Here is a 17,269-nt window from a genome sequence, read left to right on the forward strand (position 1 = left end):
GTTGAGGTTTAAAGGCTAGGTTTGGAACACCCAAGTATTCCTAAAGACGTAAATGTTAGCCAAAATTAACTATAAGTTCCTCTTCGCTACAGCTCTTTCTTTTGCATTAATTAATAGTATCGATATTCAGTTACCTAGTAATAATTCAGAAGCACTGCTGGATATCAGCAACGAAGTTTTTGCAAAAAGTAGCTCATCTTCTTCGCGCTCCAGTAGTTCTAGTAGTTCTAGCCGTTCGTCCTCTTCAAGCTCTAGTTCTCGCAGTTCCAGCAGCAGTTCATCTGGAAAACCGTCATCCTCTTCCAGCTCAAGTTCCAGCCGTTCAACTCCGAGGGATTCCTCTTCAAGCTCCAGTACTACTCCTAGCCGAGCAAGCGCCAGCCGCACAGGAGGACGAGCAAGCGGTGGTTCATTCCAGAAACCAACACCGTCCCAGGCTCCGGTGCGCTCTAGTACAACAACTAATCCTAAACAGATTAACTCGCCTCAAACTAAACCTATCAGCCCTGCTAGGCAGCAGCCTGTGATTGTGCCAAGGGGCATTGATGTTGATATTGATATAGAGAACGAAGGCGAAGACTACAATCCCAATCAAATTGCTCCAAATTCCTCAACAGCAGGTTCAACGAGCAAAACAAATTCATCTTCTGAGTCAAATTCCGAGAGCAATTCTAGTAATTCCTCCAACTCGAATGACTCATCTGATGATTTTTGGTCGGTAGTCATAGGATGGGGAATCGTCGGTTTCATAATCTTAGGGCTATCAGCAGGAATTGTCCTTTTGGTTTATTTCATCCTGAAGCAGAAAAAACGGAGTAGTGCTGCTAATGAGCAAGATAATGATGTTGTAACTGTTAGCACGTTACAGGTGGCGCTTTTGGGGACAACCCAAGGGCTTCAATCAGAGTTATCTGAACTAACGCTTACGGCTGATACTGAGACTACTCTCGGACTATTACAGTTATTACAAGAATCAGCGTTGGTACTGCTACGGAACTCTGAGAGCTGGACGCATGTTCTAGCGAGTTCACAAACTGTTCAAAGTCGAGAAGAAGCGGAAGTTCTATTTAAGAAACTCTCGCTCCAGAAGCGGAGTAAATTCAGTGCGGAAACCCTTACAAATGTGGGTGGACGAGTAAACCGTAGAGATGCAGTTAACTCTGACCGTTACGAGGCGTCAGCGGATTATATTGTCGTGACGTTACTAGTCGGTACGGCAGATGACAAACCTTTATTTGGTGATGTCCGCTCGGTAGAGACACTGAAGGAAGCTTTGGAAAAATTAGGCTCAATGCCATCTGACTATCTGATGGTGTTTGAGTTGCTCTGGAGTCCTCAGGCAGAGGAAGACAGCCTGAGCTACGATGACTTATTGAGCCACTATACAGATATGATTCAGATTGTGTGAAGAGACTTGGATTGGAGTTTGGCAACAGGAGCCGCCTATTTCATGGAAAATGAACTTGATAACGATATTGTCACTGTCAGCAAGCTCCAGATTGCCTTGCGTAGTTCTGCTCGTTCTCTTCAATCTGAACTATCTGAACTCACTTTGAAAGCTGATACAGAAACGATAGAAGGGTTAAGTCAGTTACTAGAAGCTTCTGCACAAGTACTATTAAACTATTCTGAGAGCTGGACTCATGTCTTGGGGCGATCGCATACGATTCCTAGTCGTGAGGAAGCCGAAATCGTGTTTAACAAGCTTTCTCTTGAGGAACGCAGTAAGTTCAGCGCTGAAACACTGACTAACGTGGGTGGCGAAATCCGGCAGCAAGCCGTAGTCGAACCTGACCCAACTGAAGGGCCAGCCGCTTACATTGTGGTAACGTTACTGGTTGGGACAGCGGATGATCGACCGTTATTTGCTCAACTTGACTCGGCACAAGCCGTGCAGGAAGTGCTGAAGAAATTAGCATCAATGCGAACTGACTATTTGATGGTGTTTGAGTTGCTTTGGTCTCCCCAAGTAGAAAGCGATACACTCACTGAAGCAGAGCTAGCGACAGAGTACGCTGATTTAGTGGCAATCTCAAGGAATCAAGTGGGTGACTGATTCATCAAGGGAAATGGCTTCTTCCCCCTTCGTCTTGGTGCGATCGCTCTGGTACAACAGAAGGCAACTTCTGCTGTAGAACGGGTAAGAGGCGATCGCATTTCATCAGCAATGAGCGAAAGCGCTACACCGACGCATCACTTTCGCTCGAAACCTACTTACCGCTGTGCGTGTTCCTCCAGAATCTTCTGTGCCCGTGGCTTATAGATTAGATGGAACAACGTCTCAATGTAACGCATGATGTCCTCACGGTTTTCCTTGGAATTGTAGTTCCAGAATCCATAAATCCGCGCCAACGACAGTAGCCGGGTTGTGTGAATTTTCCAGGTGTAAGTACTGTAGACCCGCTCTATTCCCTGATGAGCAATTTCTTCCCAGTAACTCGGATTTTGGTCACACTTGGAGACAAAATCCAGAATCTTCTGAGCCATCTCTTCCAACTGAGTGGGGTTGATTAAGAAGCCGTTCTTCTTGTCTTGAATAATTTCCAATGGTCCACCAAACTGCGTACCGAAGGTTGGTACACCAGAAATCATTGCTTCCAAAATTGTTAGACCGAACGCTTCAAACAGTGCGGGTTGAACGAAAACACCTTGATGGTCAGCAATGACGCGATAAATTTCGCCTGAATCACTCTTAGCTAGACGGACACCCAGCCAGCGGAATTTACCATTTAGATCGTATTGTTCAAGCAAGCGATAGAGCTTGACAATTTCGTCTTTTTCTTCGTTGTCAGTTGATTCCTCAACACGTAACTTCCCGGCGACGATAATTAGGTTACAACGCTCCTGCAAGGCTTCGCTCTTACCAAAGCATTCTACTAAACCTGTTAGGTTCTTAATCCGGTCAAGACGCGCCATTGAGAAGATAGGGCGCTTGCTAGGATCATCGAGGGTGCCATAAACCTGAGATGGGTCTTCTAACGTAAAGAGCAGTTCTTCAAGCCGTTCACGAGCATCCGGTATCCGATCTTCTTCACGAGTGTAGGGGAAGTAAACAGTCTCATTTACTCCTGGTGGCACAACGTTGAACTTGGGAGAGAAGAGTTCAATCCCATCCACAACGTGATAAAGCTCTGGCATTGTGAAACACTTGTAGGACTCATACTGACCAATGCTGTCCGGCGTTCCGACAATTTCTTGATAGGTACTGCTGATGACGAAATTCGCTGCATTCATCGCAATCAAGTCAGCGGTGAAGTGCAGCGAGAAGTGGTATTTGTCTTCTAAATCTTGCCAGTAGAGGTTACTGAACAGGTATTTGGATTTTTCCAAAGCATGGGCAACATTACACTGGGTCACCTTCAATCGTCGGGCAAGCAGGAAGGCAACCAAGTTGCCATCAGAATAGTTACCGACAATTAAGTCAGGTTGACCTTGGAATTCTGCTAGGAGTTCTTTTTCCGCATCGATCGCGTAGGTTTCCAGATATGGCCAAATCTCAAATCGTGAAATCCACTCCTGGGTCATTTTGGGATTAAATTCCCGAAATGGTACCCGCAAAATCCAAGCATTATCAGTACCGTGTACTTTTTCCAGGCGTTCGTTACAACGTGTCCCATCACTGTTGGCAATGAGGCGGCTGAGGATAATAACCTTGGGTTCAACGCCCAATCCTTCCAATCCCGCGAGTTTAATGTCCTCTTGCAGTTGCTTTTCTAAACTCCGTGCTTGGTCAAGGACGTAGACAACCTGGCCGCCCGTATCCGGACGCCCTAAGACACCTTCTTGCCCAAACCAACCGTGGATTGAGACGAGGACAATCCGAAAGATCATCGGGATGCGGGAGATGAATCGTTCAAGCCCCTCATCAGCAGGGGAGTCGATCAGTTCATCCAGAATTTCCAAAGTTTCCCTGACTCGATAGGCAGTATTACCCCAGCCTGCTTCAAAGCCCATTTCTTGAAGCTTGTAGCGAAATTCTTCGTAAGGTTCCTGTTCTGGGCGATCGCTGACAAACGCCAAAGCCCGTTTTACCTGATCTGAGAGTTGCTGCTGGTTCTTAATCCGCCCGTTAATCAGTAGCTGAGTACCGTGAAACTGATGGAGACTTAAGAAGTTATACAAAGACTCCAGCCACTCGCGAGGGTCTTGAAATAATTTACTGGAGAGAAAGCGGTTGAGGAAGCGGACTCCTTTACCGATATTTTTGGGGTCGCGAATGGTTGGGGTGTAGTCGTAAAAGGGACGGAAATCAAGTTCGAGGAGATCACCTTCATTGGGATGGTGACGGTTGACCAAGCGATCGCGTAAATCTAACAGTTCTTGCACACTCACTGGCTCAACTGTCAAGTCTTCTAAGACTCGGAAAACTTCCTGGGAGGCAATTTTGGGTCGGATGATCAAGTAGAGGGTTTCGTCCTCCTTAATGATTTCCTGGGTGTAATACACCAGTTGTCCTAGATGAGACGACTGATAAAAATAGTCCGGTTTATTGTGGCTGGTGCAGTATTGAGAAAAAGCGGTAATAATGTCGTTTCGCAGTAGATACTTGGTTTCCGAGTTGCGTAACTGTCTGGCAAATTGCCGTAAATCACTTCTCTCGTCACTATCAATAACATCCTGGATCAGATTGATCATTGCAACTCCCAAAAAGTAAATTGAACGGTACTGACAACAATTTTTAGAAACTGTTGTCAGGAAGATTTATTCCCTGAGGTGTAGATAGGCACACGTCAACGCGGACAACGCTTACAAAGTGTAAAGTTGCCCGTATTTTTGTCGGATGTAACGAATGAATGGCTCGATGCGTAGATTAGCACCAGTGACGCCCCTGATCAGTTCAGTTGCCGTATATTTGCAACCGTGTTGATAGATTTTATCTTTCAACCAATTATGTAGTGTAATACAGTGTCCCTGCTCTATCTCTGTTAAGATTTCTGAATGAGATTGGAGTGCCGCTTCAAAAAACTGTGCGCTCATTAAGTTACCAAGGGTGTAGCCTTGGAACATCCCCCCTATTTGACCAGTGTACCAATGAACATCCTGTAATACACCATCAGTGTCACTTTCTGGAACAATTCCCAAGTCAGAGCGGTAGCGTTCGTTCCAAGCTTCTGGGAGGTCTTTTACATCCAGACTTCCTTCTAGCATTTGCAATTCCAAGTCGAAGCGAATCATGACGTGGAGGTTGTAGGTTACCTCATCAGCATCGGTACGAATTAATGATTTCCCAACTTTATTGATCGCTCGGTATAAGGTATTAAGTGATACATCACCTAATTGCTTGGGGAAGGTGCTTTGCAGTTGGGAGTAGAAGAATTTCCAGAAGCCGAGACTTCGTCCTACCATGTTTTCCCAAAGCCGTGATTGGCTCTCGTGGACACCTGAAGAGGTACCAGCGGCGAGAAGTGTGCCTTCATAGTTCCGATTAATCCCCTGTTCATATAAGGCATGACCCATCTCATGGATCGTGCTAAAGAGTGCCTGACTCAAGTCATTCTCATAAACACGGGTAGTAATTCGCACATCCCCGATCGAGAAATTGGTCATGAAGGGGTGGTGAGTTTTGTCTTGCCGTCCCCGATGGAAGTCGTAACCTAGTTGCTCAATTAGTTTGAGGCTAAATTCGAGTTGCTGAGCTTCTGGGTAGAACTGGTATAAGAAGCTATCATCATCAAAGGGTTTTTGGGAGGTAATCGCTTCAACAATTGGCACCAGTTCCTGACGCAATTCGGCAAAAAGCGATCGCAAAAATGAAGCTTTCATGCCGTAGTCAGCAAAGTCAATTAAGGGATCAGCGATATGCTCATAACCAGGGAAAAAGTTTGCCAGTTCGCGGCTGAGGTCAAGCGTTTTTTCCAGATGAGGCTGCACAAGCGCAAAGTCATTGCGAGGTCTCGCCATTGCCCAAGCTTCATAGGATTGAGTCCGATGCATTGAGAACTTTGCCATAAATTCCGCTGGCACCCGCACCGCTGTCTCGTACTTTATCCTCGTAATACGGATCAGGCTAGCTTCATCTGAGTCATAAGGAAGACTTTCTTCTAAGGGACGTAAATCTTCTAATAACTGACCAATTAACGGCTCAGTAAATTTGCTATGAGATATTTGTTGTAAAGTAGCCAGTTGTCGTCCACGCGCCGCTGCACCACCGGGAGGCATATAAGTTGCCTGATCCCAGTACAAAAGCGAGGCAGCGGCTTCGATGTCATTAATCTCACTCAGGCGGGTTTTGAGTTCTGAAAGCTTCGGTTCGGTCTTTTCGGTAGTCTGCATGGTTGGGGATTGAGGCTTAAATACTGGTTTTATGTTGTGTGTCGTGTTTCGTAAATTAGTAAATGTACACCTGACAACCGAAAAGGAAAATCTCCCCGACACTGAAGGTGCTTGCAGCTGGGTTGACAACTAAGCTCTTAGAGTGAGCCTATTAATTTGACGCGACGCTGCAAAGCTTTATCCCGTAGGGAGATGACTAACCCTGACGAGGTTCGCCGTTGGCTAACTGGCTCACTGCCAGAATCTTCCACAACAAGGGAACTCGGCTAAGTGCTTGGACATCCGGAAATTATTGGAAACTATTATTGTGCCACTAAGAGAGGAAATCCTGCACCCGGATGAGTATTAATCTCTTCCACCCTGAATTAAAGCCTGAAACTGCTCATTACCCGAAAGCCTGCCAAAATCTGAGTCTGTTCTTGCCTTCTTTCGGTATTCATCAGGATTCAGGTCGATAGCGTGTTCTCTTTCCAAAACTTGTTTGGGCAATCTTATCTATGCCAAGCATAACAGCAAGCTTCGTTTTATCAAGTAGAGTGAGCGTTGGACTAGCTAGTTAGGGGCAGAGATTAGTGACTGGGGATAGAGAAGGCGAGGTTTTTATCATGACAAACAAAAGGGTTGTCAGGAAATCCGTTTACTTCGGATGTTTCTGCCAACCCTAGTTGGTTTGATTTAGAAGTTCTTAAGTGTTTGAGCCATCAGCAACAAGGTGTTGATTTAGTCTGTAGCTCAATGGCTAACTAACAAGGAAAATGAGCAAGAAGATTAGTCAAGGTTAACTTTGAAGACTTTATTCTTTTCGTCTTCTGCCTTGGGCATACTCAGGCTCAAAACACCATTCTTGTAATCAGCCTTTACCTGGTCGTTTTGAACTCGCGCGGGTAAAGGAATCACTCGCTGAAACTTACCATAACGGAATTCTGAGCGAGTCATACCACTTTGTTCTGTCTTGGTTTCAGACTGACGCTCTCCAGTAAGGGCAACGGCTTGCTCGGTTACTCGAATATCGATATCCTTGGCTTCCATGCCAGGAATTTCTAATCTCAATTCAATGGTGTTTGATGTCTCATGCATTTCTGCGGCAGGCATGAAAGCAATGGCATTATTACCACCTTCTGCTGTAGGGGCAAGGCTCTCAAACAGCCGATTCATTTCTCGTTGTAAACTTTCAACTTCCCGGAACGGTTCCCAACGAATGAGTGCCATAATTTATCCCTCCGATAGTGAAATTTCCTTACGGTTTAGATCACTTTTTTTGGTTCAATCTCAAAGTGATAGAGCTGAGTCATCTATTAATGAACCACTTTGATTTACTGAACCTGGTACTAAAGTATCAAAGACACAAAAGTCGAGGGGTTCGGTTCCGCACCAAAGAATTAGGCTAATAACCGTACATTTAACTTAATGGTCATTGAGGTTTTGATAACGGTAAAAGCTGTAAGCATCAAATAAGGCTCCGACAAGGCTACAGGTGAAGCCAATGACTGTGATTCCCTCAAAGGGATTGCCACTGCCAAAGACAGCGAGAAACTTAAGAAGTTGTGTTGTTCCAGCCTGACCTATTGCTTCCAAGCCAGGAACCCAGCCAATTACTGAGAGAGTGGCTAACAACACTGTCATCAGTAAAATCGGAGCAACAAAGCTCAGCAGGATGGTTAGTACAAGGGAACGGAGAAAGTTAGGCAAAATGCTCATAAGTTGCATTGGACTACAGGTTGAGGGACGTAGGTGCCTTCATTAAAACTTGCCACTTTCTACAATAGGGGCGATCGCTTCCCATGACTGAAGATGTCAGAAAACTTAAATCTCCATTAAGAATCTTGGTTAAAGTCCGTGAAACTTACTCATAAACAAGTCCTGACAGCACCATCTTCACTAGCACATTGTTTGCCACTCTCAAGAATTCAAGAAAACACCTTTGGCTGCCACAATTGCAGTAACCAATCTTGTTGTATTTCACACGGAATCTAATCAAGTAGCAGCACTGGAAAACCACTGCGCTCATCGTAATACACCGCTATCAAAGGGGAACAAATGAGACAGAGGTTTACACAGTGATAACATTTCGGGTGGGAAAGATCGGGTGAGACTTATCGCAACACAGCGTTGGACTAAACTTAACTCGACCGAGGAGAAGCGCAACACTCGTTAATAGCTAGAAACATTAGGCGGGAACACCTGCTTCTGCTGAGGGTTCTTGCCGAACGCTAGTTGGAGTCTCAGTCCGTGTACGCATTTCTAGATAAATCAGCAAAGCATTGATGTCTGCTGGATTGACACCACCAATTCGGGAGGCTTGACCAATTGTTAAAGGTTTTACCTTAGTGAGCTTTTCACGAGACTCCTTCGATAGGGTGTCAATCGTTGCATAATCTAAATCAGGCGGTAGATGCCGGTGCGCTTGGCGGGAAACCAGATCAATTTGGTTTTGCTGACGTTGGAGATAACCTGAATACTTAATGTCAATTTCAGCACCTTCGCGTTCCGCTTGGTTTAGTGTTGGGTTACCGAGTCCATACTGGTCAAGATTGACATAGTGAAAGCCGGGTCGCCGCAACAAGTCAGCTAAGGTAATGGAACCTTTAATTTTTTGCTGAGTATCAGATGCGATCGCTTTTCCTAACTCATCATGCTCCTTGACGCGAACTTCCTGCAATCGCTCTTTTTCTGCCGCAATCTTTGCTTGCTTTTGCGTATAGAGATTCCAGCGTCGGTCATCAATTAGCCCCAACTCTCGCCCTAAGGGAGTCAAGCGCCTGTCAGCATTATCTGAACGTAGTAGCAGGCGATACTCAGAACGACTTGTGAGCATCCGGTAAGGTTCTCGTAGATCCTTCGTACACAGGTCGTCAATTAACGTGCCAATATAGCTCTCCTCGCGAGGAAGCACAATCATTTCCTGATGCCGTACATACCGTACAGCATTAATTCCTGCGACAATACCTTGAGCCGCTGCTTCTTCGTAACCCGTGGTGCCATTAATTTGCCCTGCACAGAAGAGTCCTTCAACCTTCTTCGTCATCAGGGTAGGGTAACACTGCGTTGCGGGTAAGTAGTCATACTCCACCGCATAGGCAGGACGTAGCATTGTACAGTTTTCCAATCCAGGAAGCGATCGCAACATCTGCAACTGCAAATTCTCTGGTAATCCTGTTGAAAATCCCTGGATATAAAGTTCAGGAATATCTCGTCCTTCTGGCTCAATAAAAATCTGGTGGCTTTCCTTATCCGCAAAGCGCACAATCTTATCTTCAATACTAGGACAATAACGCGGTCCCTTAGCATCCACCCAACCCCCATAAACAGGCGATAGGTGCAGATTTTCTCGAATCAGCCGATGAGTCTCAGTTGTAGTGCGGGTAAGATAGCAATTCATCTGCTCCCGTTCCACCCACACTTCAGGGTCAAAACTGAACCAACGCACCTCTGCATCACCTGGCTGAGGTTCTAGATTGCTATAGTCTACTGAGCGCTTGTCTACTCGCGCTGGGGTTCCTGTCTTTAGCCGTCCTGTTTCAAATCCCAGCCGATTCAGGGTTTCCGTCAAACCAACCGCCGCAAATTCTCCAGCACGTCCGGCTGGCATCGACTTATTCCCTACCCAAATGCACCCACCGAGGAAGGTACCCGTTGTCAGAACGACAGCAGGTGCTTGGAAGGCTACACCAAAGTAGGTTTCAACACCAATTACCTCATCATTGGCACCCAAGACTAAATTTGTCGCCATCGCTTCGCGGATTGACAAGTTTTCTTGGTTTTCGACAATCCCCTTCATTAGAGATGCATATTCCCGCTTATCCGTCTGCGCCCGTAAAGCCCAAACCGCTGGGCCCCGTGAGGAATTGAGTACCCGCTTTTGCAAGTAAGTGTGATCGGCCATTTTGCCAATCTCTCCCCCCAAAGCATCCACCTCATGAGTCAATTGAGACTTTGCGGGTGCCCCTACTGCTGGGTTACACGGTTGCCAACCAATTTTGTCAAGGTTAAGCGTTAAGAGTAGGGTGCGACAGCCTAACCGTGCTGCCGCCAGCGCCGCTTCACAACCCGCGTGTCCGGCACCGACAACAATGACATCAAAAGCGTCTTGAAATTCTACTAGGGAGGGTGAGGTCATGGTAAGCGTAAGCGTTTGAGTAACAAAGACTCCTGCTTAATTTTAACGGGTAGAAATGGCTCTACTCCCTTAGGTGTTTAGAAAGGTGAATCCTTTGACAAAATAATCACTGTTCGATTATCGCTAGTCGGTACAAAATACAGGTATCTGGAAAAACTCCCTTGCGTCACTTTGTAAGTCAGGACATTAGTGCCGCCATAATTGCCTTCCTGAGAAATCTGTGTAAATCCATTTCCTGTGAGGCTAGCTTCAACCTCGGCAAAAAGTTCCTGAGGAGACATTGGCTTAAATGACACTGTTTTACTTCGGAACTCAAACTTACTAGTGTCATTAAATTTATCAGGTTCAGGAAACTTAGTAATATCTCCAGGCTCAACAGCCGCTAAAGCTAAATCTTCATTATTTTCTAGTTGTTTAATGATATCGTAAAAGGCAATCTCTTCCGGGCTTCGTGCTTCTGCATCTTTTAAACTCTTTAAATCTTCTTTTGGTATTGGCTGAGAAGCAAGCACGATTACTGTCTTTCCTTGTTTGGAAATTAAATGGAGGAACTGAGAGTCACCCCCCTCTTTATTCACTTGATACACCTTGAGTTCAGGTTCATCAGTAACAGATGAAGAAGTAAATTTCTTTAGTGGCAGTTGGCTGTTATAGAAAGAAACGACTTGATCAATGCCATCGGCTGTATTTCGAGCAGATTTGTCTGTTTCTCCTGACAGTAAGCCTAATGACCCAATCTCAGCATTATTGGGAAAGGGGAAATCGGCAAAGGGGTTCTGTACTTCAGAATTGGGTGATTGTTCTGGTACTGGGGAGGGTGTTTGCTCTGGTGTTGGCGGCGGTGGTGTCTGCTGTGCCGTTGGTGATGGTGTTTGCTGTGGCGTTTGCTGTGGAGATGGCTGCGGCTGAGGTCGAGGAATAGTCCTGGCTTGAGTTATGGGGGGTATCGTTGATGGTCGGCGAATCGGTGTAGGCTTGGGACGAGGTGACTGACGTACTAGAGGAGTTGGTCGCGGTGAGGGACGAACAGAGGGTTTTGGCGCTGGTGGTGTTATTGGAATTTGGGTAATTTTTACCTTTTCTGGTTCTTTTTTAGGGGCTTCAGGCTTTGGCTTGGGTGGCATAGGGATAGCGAGTAACAAGCCGTGCAAAGCAATTGAGATTAGCAGCATCGGACGTACCCAAGGCTGTAAGGGAGCAGGCAAGTTTTTCAAGAAGTAAGACTGGTTCATCGGTTTGGCTCTTGCAAGAATGCTCCTGAGGATGGCAAATACGATTTAGACAAATAAAACGCGATCGCACTCAATTCAAAACCAACAAATACTACTCAATACACCGTTGAGCATTGGGCATTGAGTGAAAAATCACTAGGTTTTGTGACAGCTAAGGCTTGATGAAACCCCAAACACTCTCACCTGCTTACTAAACAAGGCAATAATCAAAACTCTATCCATTGGTAGGTTTAACAATTCAAACCTACTTGATATTACGAAGGCTAGGAATATTTAGAAGTTACTAAAAATACTAGCTGAGAATTATCAACCCCAATCATTTTTTTGCGTTTAACTATTCATTAATCCGGATTTAACCTTAAATTATTTTCATCATTACCTAAGCTTAGTTATTCCAGTTGTAGTGTAGTCATTGATTGCTTAATTACTGGTCTGTCTTTGCTTAAGTAACGAGGAAATATGGTTCTCTCTTCGACCACTTTGCGTCGTGCTGTTACAGTTTCAGCCGCAACGATTGCTTTTTCATTCGGCTCTGTCTGTGCGGCAATTGCTCAGACAGTCACTTTAAATGGGGCAGGGGCAACGTTCCCTAAACCCCTTTATGACCGTTACTTTGATGCTTTCAGAAGGGAAGCCAATATTCAAGTTAACTACGAAGGAATTGGTAGCGGTGGCGGTATCAAGCAATTCATTGCTAACACCGTTGACTTTGCAGGTAGCGATGCCTATCCCAAGAAAGAAGATAGCGACCAAATGACCAAGGGTGTGATTTTTGTTCCTACCGCTGGTGGTGCTGTCTCAGTTGTTTACAATCTTCCTGGTGTTACTAATCTCAAGCTATCTCGCTCGGTATTGCCTGCAATATTTATGGGCGAAATTACTCGCTGGAACGACGCAAAAATTGCAGCCGATAACCCTGGCGTAAATCTACCCAACCAGCCAATCCGATTGGCTGTACGTTCAGATGGAAGCGGTACCACTAGCATCTTCACAAAACATTTAGGTGCGATTAGTTCAGCCTTCAAAAGCAAAATTGAGCCAGGTTCAGCACCAACTTGGTTAGGAAACCCTCTGAGTGGAAAAGGAAATCCTGGTGTAGCTGCATTGGTACAACAAACCGCAGGTTCTATCGGCTATGTTGAAGCTGCTTTTGCGGCTCAGAACAACCTCCAGCAAGCACAAATACAAAACAAAGCCGGTCGATTCGTTTCACCAACTCTAGCTGAAGCGAACAAAGCCTTATCTGCTGTCACATTCACCCCTGAATTCAACGTTACAGGTGCCGAAGATCCAGCTGATGGCTATCCAATCGCAGGTGTCACTTGGCTTTTGATCAAGAAGCAGTACGAAGACCCAGCCAAAGCTGATGCGGTTAAACGGATGGTCTCGTGGATTCTCACGAAAGGTCAAGAACTCAACGACGACTTAGGTTATACCCGGATTCCTCAAAACGTTGCGACTCGCGCTAGCCAAGCCGTATCTAGTGACGTTGCTGTGACGCGATAGAAGTGTGTCGATAAGCTCACTTTTTACAGGTAAGTCTTGAAACTTTCTGGTGCGAGAGGGGAAGGGTTAAAGCAAAAAGAGAGTATCTCACATCTTTTTAGGTTTCCCCTATTTCAAACCCTAGATTGAACCTCGGATTTAGTTGTGGGGGCATCTCCAGTAGAGGGATGTCCTTTCATCATTTTCTGTATGGCTAGTAACGCAGTAGTGTAAAGCGACCGATGACTGATTTCTCTAAACAAGCTGATAACTTGACTCAGCTACCCATCGCAGCAGATTTTGACACAGATCTGACTAGCACAAAGGGAGAAGGAGTTTGGCTAGAGTACGGATTTACTGGCTTAGTTTGGCTGATGGCTATCACAACCGCCGGGGTGTTGTTCTGGTTATCGTGGATCATTTTTAAAGAAGCTCGACCCGCTGTTGAAGAATTTGGTCTCGGTTTTTTATGGAGCCAAACGTGGAATGTCGGGCAAGAAAAGTTTGGGGCGCTGCCTTTCATCTATGGGACGCTGGTGAGTTCCTTTGTTGCACTTTTGCTAGCGGTTCCAACTGGACTTGCCGTCGCAATTGTTACAAGCGAAGACTTTTTACCGATCTGGGTGCGATCGCCTTTGGGATTTTTGGTTGAACTCATCGCCGCTATCCCCAGCGTAATCATTGGTTTGTGGGGAATTTTTGTCTTGATTCCCTTTCTTTTACCCTTTCAACAATGGTTATTTACCAAGTTGGGTTGGTTTCCTTTGTTTAGCTTTGAACCCTATGGTCCCGGAATGCTAGTTGCTGGAATTGTGCTAGCGATTATGATTCTCCCAACGGTTGCTGCTATTAGTCGAGAAATCTTGCTGGTCATTCCTCAAGATTTGCGGAGTGCTTCCATGTCTTTAGGCGCGACACGCTGGGAAACGATTGGAAAAGTTTTGCTTCCTGCTGGGAGTTCAGGCATTATCGGAGCAATTATCCTGGCTTTGGGACGTGCCTTAGGGGAAACAATGGCAGTAACGATGGTGATTGGTAACTCCATCCAAATCAGCCCGTCGGTATTAGCGCCGGGATACACAATTCCCGCTATTTTGGCAAATCAATTCGCAGAAGCCTTGGATAAATTGCACATCGGGGCATTGATGTACTTAGCCCTGATTTTGTTTGCCATAACACTCGTCGTTAATATTGTTGCCGTAGTGCTGGTTCAGCTAATTGGCAGACGAGGTAATAAAAGTGCGATTAGTCCTTTATCCTCAGCGAGTGATGGTGGAGGGGCACGGCTTGGCTGATGCGTCAGTGCTTTCACTTCCCAAAGGATATGAATAATGAGGACTAACCAAACTATTTTTGACGAATCTTTAGGCAAAGAACTTCATCAACCACTGCCAGTTGCTCGAATGTTGTTTAGCGGTGGCATGACTGTTCTTGCCCTCCTTCTCACAGCAGCAGCACTAGTGCCCCTATTTGCAATTTTATTTGAGATTCTGCGTCAAGGGTTGCCAGCGCTGATGAAGCTGCAAGAGGTGCGCCTTTTAGGAATACCCGTTCCGCTCCCGGAAGTGTTGGTTTCCCTGCCAGCACCAGAGGGAGTACAAGACAGAGCTAATGGTTTTGCTAATGCGATTGTTGGAACTCTAATGATGGTGGGGGTTGCCTGCCTATTTAGTGTTCCGTTTGGTGTCATGACGGGAATCTTCTTAGCGGAAATTGGCAAAAATTCTGCGATCGCAAATGTAATTCGCTTTTTCACCGTCATTCTGAGCAGCGTTCCTTCCATTGTTGTTGGTGTATTTGCCTACGCTGTCATCGTTCTTACCAAAATCACTATTCCCATTCCCCTTTTAAACTTCAAAATTCAAACAGGTGGGTTTTCCGCTCTAGCAGGTGGATTTGCTCTCGGTGTTATCATGCTGCCGATTATTGCTCTGAGTACAGAAGAAGCCTTAAAACTGGTTCCTACCCACCAGCGCCTCGCCTCAGCCGCTTTGGGAGGTGGACGCTTCCAAACCATCTTCCGCATTGTTGTCACTTCAGCCATTCCTGGAATCACCACAGGCTTCTTACTCGCGGTTTCCCGTGCTGCTGGTGAAACGGCTCCACTCATCTTTACTGCCCTCTCAAGCCAGTTTTGGCCTCAAGGATTATTTACACCAACTCCCTCGCTATCTGTCTTGATTTACGGATATGCCAGTTCACCCTTCAAAAATCAAAATCAACTAGCCTGGACAGCTTCTGTCGTTCTTATTGGACTTGTTCTATTTAGCAGTATTTTGTCTCGTCAAGTTACACGTAAACGCTTAAAACTTCGATAAATTATGCAACCTAGTAGTAAAGATTCAAAGGTGAACATTCCAGATTCCACTACAGACCATTTGCTAACACCCGTCGCCTCAAATGATGAACCCTTAACCCCAGCCCTGCGCGTTAAAAATTTAAGCTTCTACTACGGCACTCAAAAAGCACTAGAATCCATATCATTAGACATTTACTGCAAACAAATTACTGCCATTATTGGTCCTTCCGGTTGTGGCAAATCCACCTTTATCAAAGCTCTTAACCGAATCGGGGAACTAGAGGGTCATGTTCGGGTTGAAGGCTCAGTAGAATTTTTTGGTCAAGATATCTACAATCGCCGCGTGAATCTCAATCGACTGCGCCGTCACATTGGCATGGTTTTCCAAAAGCCGAATCCTTTTTCAATGAGCATCTACGAGAATGTTGCCTACGGTGTGAGGCTGGCTGGCCGCCATTCCAAAACCCAGTTAGATGAAGTTGTCGAATCAGCCCTCCGTAGCGCCGCGCTTTGGGGTGAAGTGAAAGACAAGTTGAATCAATCTGCTCACGGACTCTCAGGCGGACAACAACAGCGCTTATGTATTGCTAGGGCGCTAGCCGTAAAACCCAAGGTTTTATTGATGGATGAACCTTGTTCAGCTCTCGATCCGATTGCCACGATGAAGATTGAAGAACTACTCCAGACACTTCGTGAGGAACTCACGATCACGATTGTCACCCACAATATGCAGCAGGCATCCAGAGTCTCAGACTACACAGCCTTCTTCAGTACGGATGAGAGTCGCATCGGTCAAATTGTTGAATTTGGACCAACACCTCGGCTTTTTACAGCAGCTACTCATCCCCGCACCCGTGACTACGTTGAAGGACGTTTTGGCTAAGTGCAAGAGGGCAAAAGATAGGAGGCAGAGGGCTTTTATGAAAGAAAGCTTGTACAGTAAGCTTTCTAACCTTTTTTAACTGGATAGTTATTTTGGCTGTGCTGCACTAAGCTATCTTCTCACGGACTACAACAAGCACTCGTCTCACTTTATTCTTTGTTGCGGAAGATTTTCTAACTCCTGAACAACCCTTTCTTTGCTAGCTGTCAAGTGGCAACGGATTGCTTGTGTTGCAGCTTCGATATTGTGTTGGGCGATCGCTTCATAAATTTGCAGGTGTTCAGTTCGGATCTCCAATACTCTTGGGTTATAACGAGTGGTTTGTACCCGCAAGAGTGCCATTTTGCCAAACACTTGGTCAAGGAGAGACACCAGACAGGTGTTGCCAGAACTTTGGGCGATAGTGCGATGAAACTGATAATCTAATTCTAAAAGCTGGCTACTATCGGGATTGGACGCTTTTCGTTTGAGTAGCTTCTCTGCCTGTGTGACAAGTTCCTTTAGTTTCTTGATCTGAAAGTCGCTAGCATTTTCACAAGCGCCCGTTACAGACAATGTTTCCAAGGCAATGCGGCAATCGTAAAGATGCATTGCCTCGTTTGGGGAAACAGTTGCCACTCGTAACCAACCCAGTTCATCTGCTGTGATTAACTCTTCTCGTTGAAGTTGGCGGATCGCCTCACGAATAGGGGTTCGACTAACTTGCAACTGTTCAGCAATCTGTGTCTCGATTAAGCGATCGCCCGGAGCAAGTTCTCCGCAGAGAATACTGTCCCGGAGAGCTTGATAGGTTTGTTCGTGCAGCGATTTGCTCCGTTGTACGTTTTTTGCCGATAAGACCAAAGCTCAATCTCCTTGCATTTAATGGCTTCTCTGGGGCAGATCAGTACTACCTGTAACCCTAATACAGTATAATTTCTGCATACAGAATACAATCTTAACCGGAGAGTCTTTCAAGTGAGGAAGGCTTATTAATCCAG

16 protein-coding genes are annotated in these 17,269 nt (G+C 45.7%); 7 read left to right on the forward strand and 9 right to left on the reverse strand.

Annotation, left to right across the window (positions count from 1 at the left end; translation table 11 throughout):
- Positions 1-126 precede the first annotated feature (126 nt).
- Positions 127-387: a hypothetical protein gene (locus H6F98_RS29510; protein WP_192222303.1), complete on the reverse strand. Its 261-nt coding sequence runs from the start codon at positions 385-387 to the stop codon at positions 127-129.
- 55 nt (positions 388-442) lie between these two features.
- Between H6F98_RS29510 and H6F98_RS34540 the strand changes: the two genes are divergently transcribed.
- Together H6F98_RS34540 and H6F98_RS29520 are read left to right on the forward strand one after the other, a co-directional pair.
- Entirely contained in the window at positions 443-1,408 is a 966-nt protein-coding gene (locus H6F98_RS34540) for a DUF1517 domain-containing protein (RefSeq protein ID WP_192222304.1), read from the forward strand.
- A gap of 42 nt (positions 1,409-1,450) precedes the next feature.
- Complete coding sequence (locus H6F98_RS29520) at positions 1,451-2,056, forward strand: DUF1517 domain-containing protein (RefSeq protein WP_192222305.1); 606 nt, start codon at positions 1,451-1,453, stop codon at positions 2,054-2,056.
- 158 nt (positions 2,057-2,214) lie between these two features.
- On the opposite strand, the gene H6F98_RS29525 is transcribed toward H6F98_RS29520, so the two are convergent.
- The 5 genes from H6F98_RS29525 to H6F98_RS29545 all read right to left on the reverse strand — a co-directional run bounded on the left by H6F98_RS29525 (position 2,215) and on the right by H6F98_RS29545 (position 7,971).
- Positions 2,215-4,635, reverse strand: coding sequence for a sucrose synthase (locus H6F98_RS29525; protein WP_192222306.1), 2,421 nt, complete (start codon positions 4,633-4,635; stop codon positions 2,215-2,217).
- Between the two features lie 111 nt (positions 4,636-4,746).
- On the reverse strand, positions 4,747-6,273 hold the full coding sequence (locus tag H6F98_RS29530) for a carboxypeptidase M32 (protein ID WP_192222307.1): 1,527 nt from the start codon (positions 6,271-6,273) through the stop codon (positions 4,747-4,749).
- Positions 6,274-6,618: 345 nt separating this feature from the next.
- Positions 6,619-6,762 (reverse strand): TPR end-of-group domain-containing protein, encoded by a 144-nt coding sequence (locus H6F98_RS29535; protein WP_192222308.1) that lies wholly within the window; start codon positions 6,760-6,762, stop codon positions 6,619-6,621.
- Between the two features lie 279 nt (positions 6,763-7,041).
- Positions 7,042-7,482: an Hsp20/alpha crystallin family protein gene (locus tag H6F98_RS29540; RefSeq protein WP_192222309.1), complete on the reverse strand. Its 441-nt coding sequence runs from the start codon at positions 7,480-7,482 to the stop codon at positions 7,042-7,044.
- A 195-nt stretch (positions 7,483-7,677) separates the two neighbouring features.
- Positions 7,678-7,971 (reverse strand): hypothetical protein, encoded by a 294-nt coding sequence (locus H6F98_RS29545; RefSeq protein ID WP_192222310.1) that lies wholly within the window; start codon positions 7,969-7,971, stop codon positions 7,678-7,680.
- A gap of 187 nt (positions 7,972-8,158) precedes the next feature.
- On the opposite strand from H6F98_RS29545, the gene H6F98_RS34720 reads away from it, so the two are divergent.
- The gene (locus H6F98_RS34720; RefSeq protein WP_396813956.1) at positions 8,159-8,314 is read left to right on the forward strand and encodes a Rieske 2Fe-2S domain-containing protein; all 156 of its coding nucleotides are present in this window, start codon (positions 8,159-8,161) and stop codon (positions 8,312-8,314) included.
- A gap of 126 nt (positions 8,315-8,440) precedes the next feature.
- Here the strand turns inward: H6F98_RS34720 and mnmG are convergent, their stop codons facing one another.
- On the reverse strand, positions 8,441-10,390 hold the full coding sequence (mnmG, locus tag H6F98_RS29555) for a tRNA uridine-5-carboxymethylaminomethyl(34) synthesis enzyme MnmG (RefSeq protein ID WP_192222312.1): 1,950 nt from the start codon (positions 10,388-10,390) through the stop codon (positions 8,441-8,443).
- A 77-nt stretch (positions 10,391-10,467) separates the two neighbouring features.
- Positions 10,468-11,622: a hypothetical protein gene (locus H6F98_RS29560; RefSeq protein WP_192222313.1), complete on the reverse strand. Its 1,155-nt coding sequence runs from the start codon at positions 11,620-11,622 to the stop codon at positions 10,468-10,470.
- Positions 11,623-12,081: 459 nt separating this feature from the next.
- Between H6F98_RS29560 and pstS the strand changes: the two genes are divergently transcribed.
- The 4 genes from pstS (at position 12,082) to pstB (ending at position 16,289) form a co-directional block, all read left to right on the forward strand.
- Positions 12,082-13,128 carry a phosphate ABC transporter substrate-binding protein PstS gene (gene pstS, locus H6F98_RS29565; RefSeq protein WP_192222314.1) on the forward strand — a complete coding sequence of 349 codons (1,047 nt, stop codon included), beginning with the start codon at positions 12,082-12,084 and terminating at the stop codon, positions 13,126-13,128.
- Positions 13,129-13,349: 221 nt separating this feature from the next.
- Positions 13,350-14,402: a phosphate ABC transporter permease subunit PstC gene (gene pstC, locus H6F98_RS29570; protein WP_192222315.1), complete on the forward strand. Its 1,053-nt coding sequence runs from the start codon at positions 13,350-13,352 to the stop codon at positions 14,400-14,402.
- A gap of 36 nt (positions 14,403-14,438) precedes the next feature.
- The gene (pstA, locus tag H6F98_RS29575; RefSeq protein WP_192222316.1) at positions 14,439-15,425 is read left to right on the forward strand and encodes a phosphate ABC transporter permease PstA; all 987 of its coding nucleotides are present in this window, start codon (positions 14,439-14,441) and stop codon (positions 15,423-15,425) included.
- A gap of 60 nt (positions 15,426-15,485) precedes the next feature.
- Positions 15,486-16,289 carry a phosphate ABC transporter ATP-binding protein PstB gene (gene pstB, locus H6F98_RS29580; RefSeq protein ID WP_396813959.1) on the forward strand — a complete coding sequence of 268 codons (804 nt, stop codon included), beginning with the start codon at positions 15,486-15,488 and terminating at the stop codon, positions 16,287-16,289.
- 144 nt (positions 16,290-16,433) lie between these two features.
- On the opposite strand, the gene H6F98_RS29585 is transcribed toward pstB, so the two are convergent.
- Positions 16,434-17,132 (reverse strand): GntR family transcriptional regulator, encoded by a 699-nt coding sequence (locus H6F98_RS29585; protein WP_192222318.1) that lies wholly within the window; start codon positions 17,130-17,132, stop codon positions 16,434-16,436.
- Positions 17,133-17,269: the final 137 nt, after the last annotated feature.

Origin of the sequence: Microcoleus sp. FACHB-SPT15 (genome assembly GCF_014849525.1) — a bacterium.
Lineage (GTDB): Bacteria > Cyanobacteriota > Cyanobacteriia > Cyanobacteriales > Coleofasciculaceae > Symplocastrum > Symplocastrum torsivum.

Bases quoted from the DNA above. Each gene is read 5' to 3' on its own strand.
- H6F98_RS29520 (WP_192222305.1), top strand. From the start codon at position 1,451: ATGGAAAATGAACTTGATAACGATATTGTCACTGTCAGCAAGCTCCAG.
- H6F98_RS29560 (WP_192222313.1), bottom strand. From the start codon at position 11,622: ATGAACCAGTCTTACTTCTTGAAAAACTTGCCTGCTCCCTTACAGCCT.
- H6F98_RS29545 (WP_192222310.1), bottom strand. From the start codon at position 7,971: ATGAGCATTTTGCCTAACTTTCTCCGTTCCCTTGTACTAACCATCCTG.
- pstA (WP_192222316.1), top strand. From the start codon at position 14,439: ATGAGGACTAACCAAACTATTTTTGACGAATCTTTAGGCAAAGAACTT.
- H6F98_RS29540 (WP_192222309.1), bottom strand. From the start codon at position 7,482: ATGGCACTCATTCGTTGGGAACCGTTCCGGGAAGTTGAAAGTTTACAA.
- mnmG (WP_192222312.1), bottom strand. From the start codon at position 10,390: ATGACCTCACCCTCCCTAGTAGAATTTCAAGACGCTTTTGATGTCATT.
- pstC (WP_192222315.1), top strand. From the start codon at position 13,350: ATGACTGATTTCTCTAAACAAGCTGATAACTTGACTCAGCTACCCATC.
- H6F98_RS29525 (WP_192222306.1), bottom strand. From the start codon at position 4,635: ATGATCAATCTGATCCAGGATGTTATTGATAGTGACGAGAGAAGTGAT.
- H6F98_RS29530 (WP_192222307.1), bottom strand. From the start codon at position 6,273: ATGCAGACTACCGAAAAGACCGAACCGAAGCTTTCAGAACTCAAAACC.
- pstS (WP_192222314.1), top strand. From the start codon at position 12,082: ATGGTTCTCTCTTCGACCACTTTGCGTCGTGCTGTTACAGTTTCAGCC.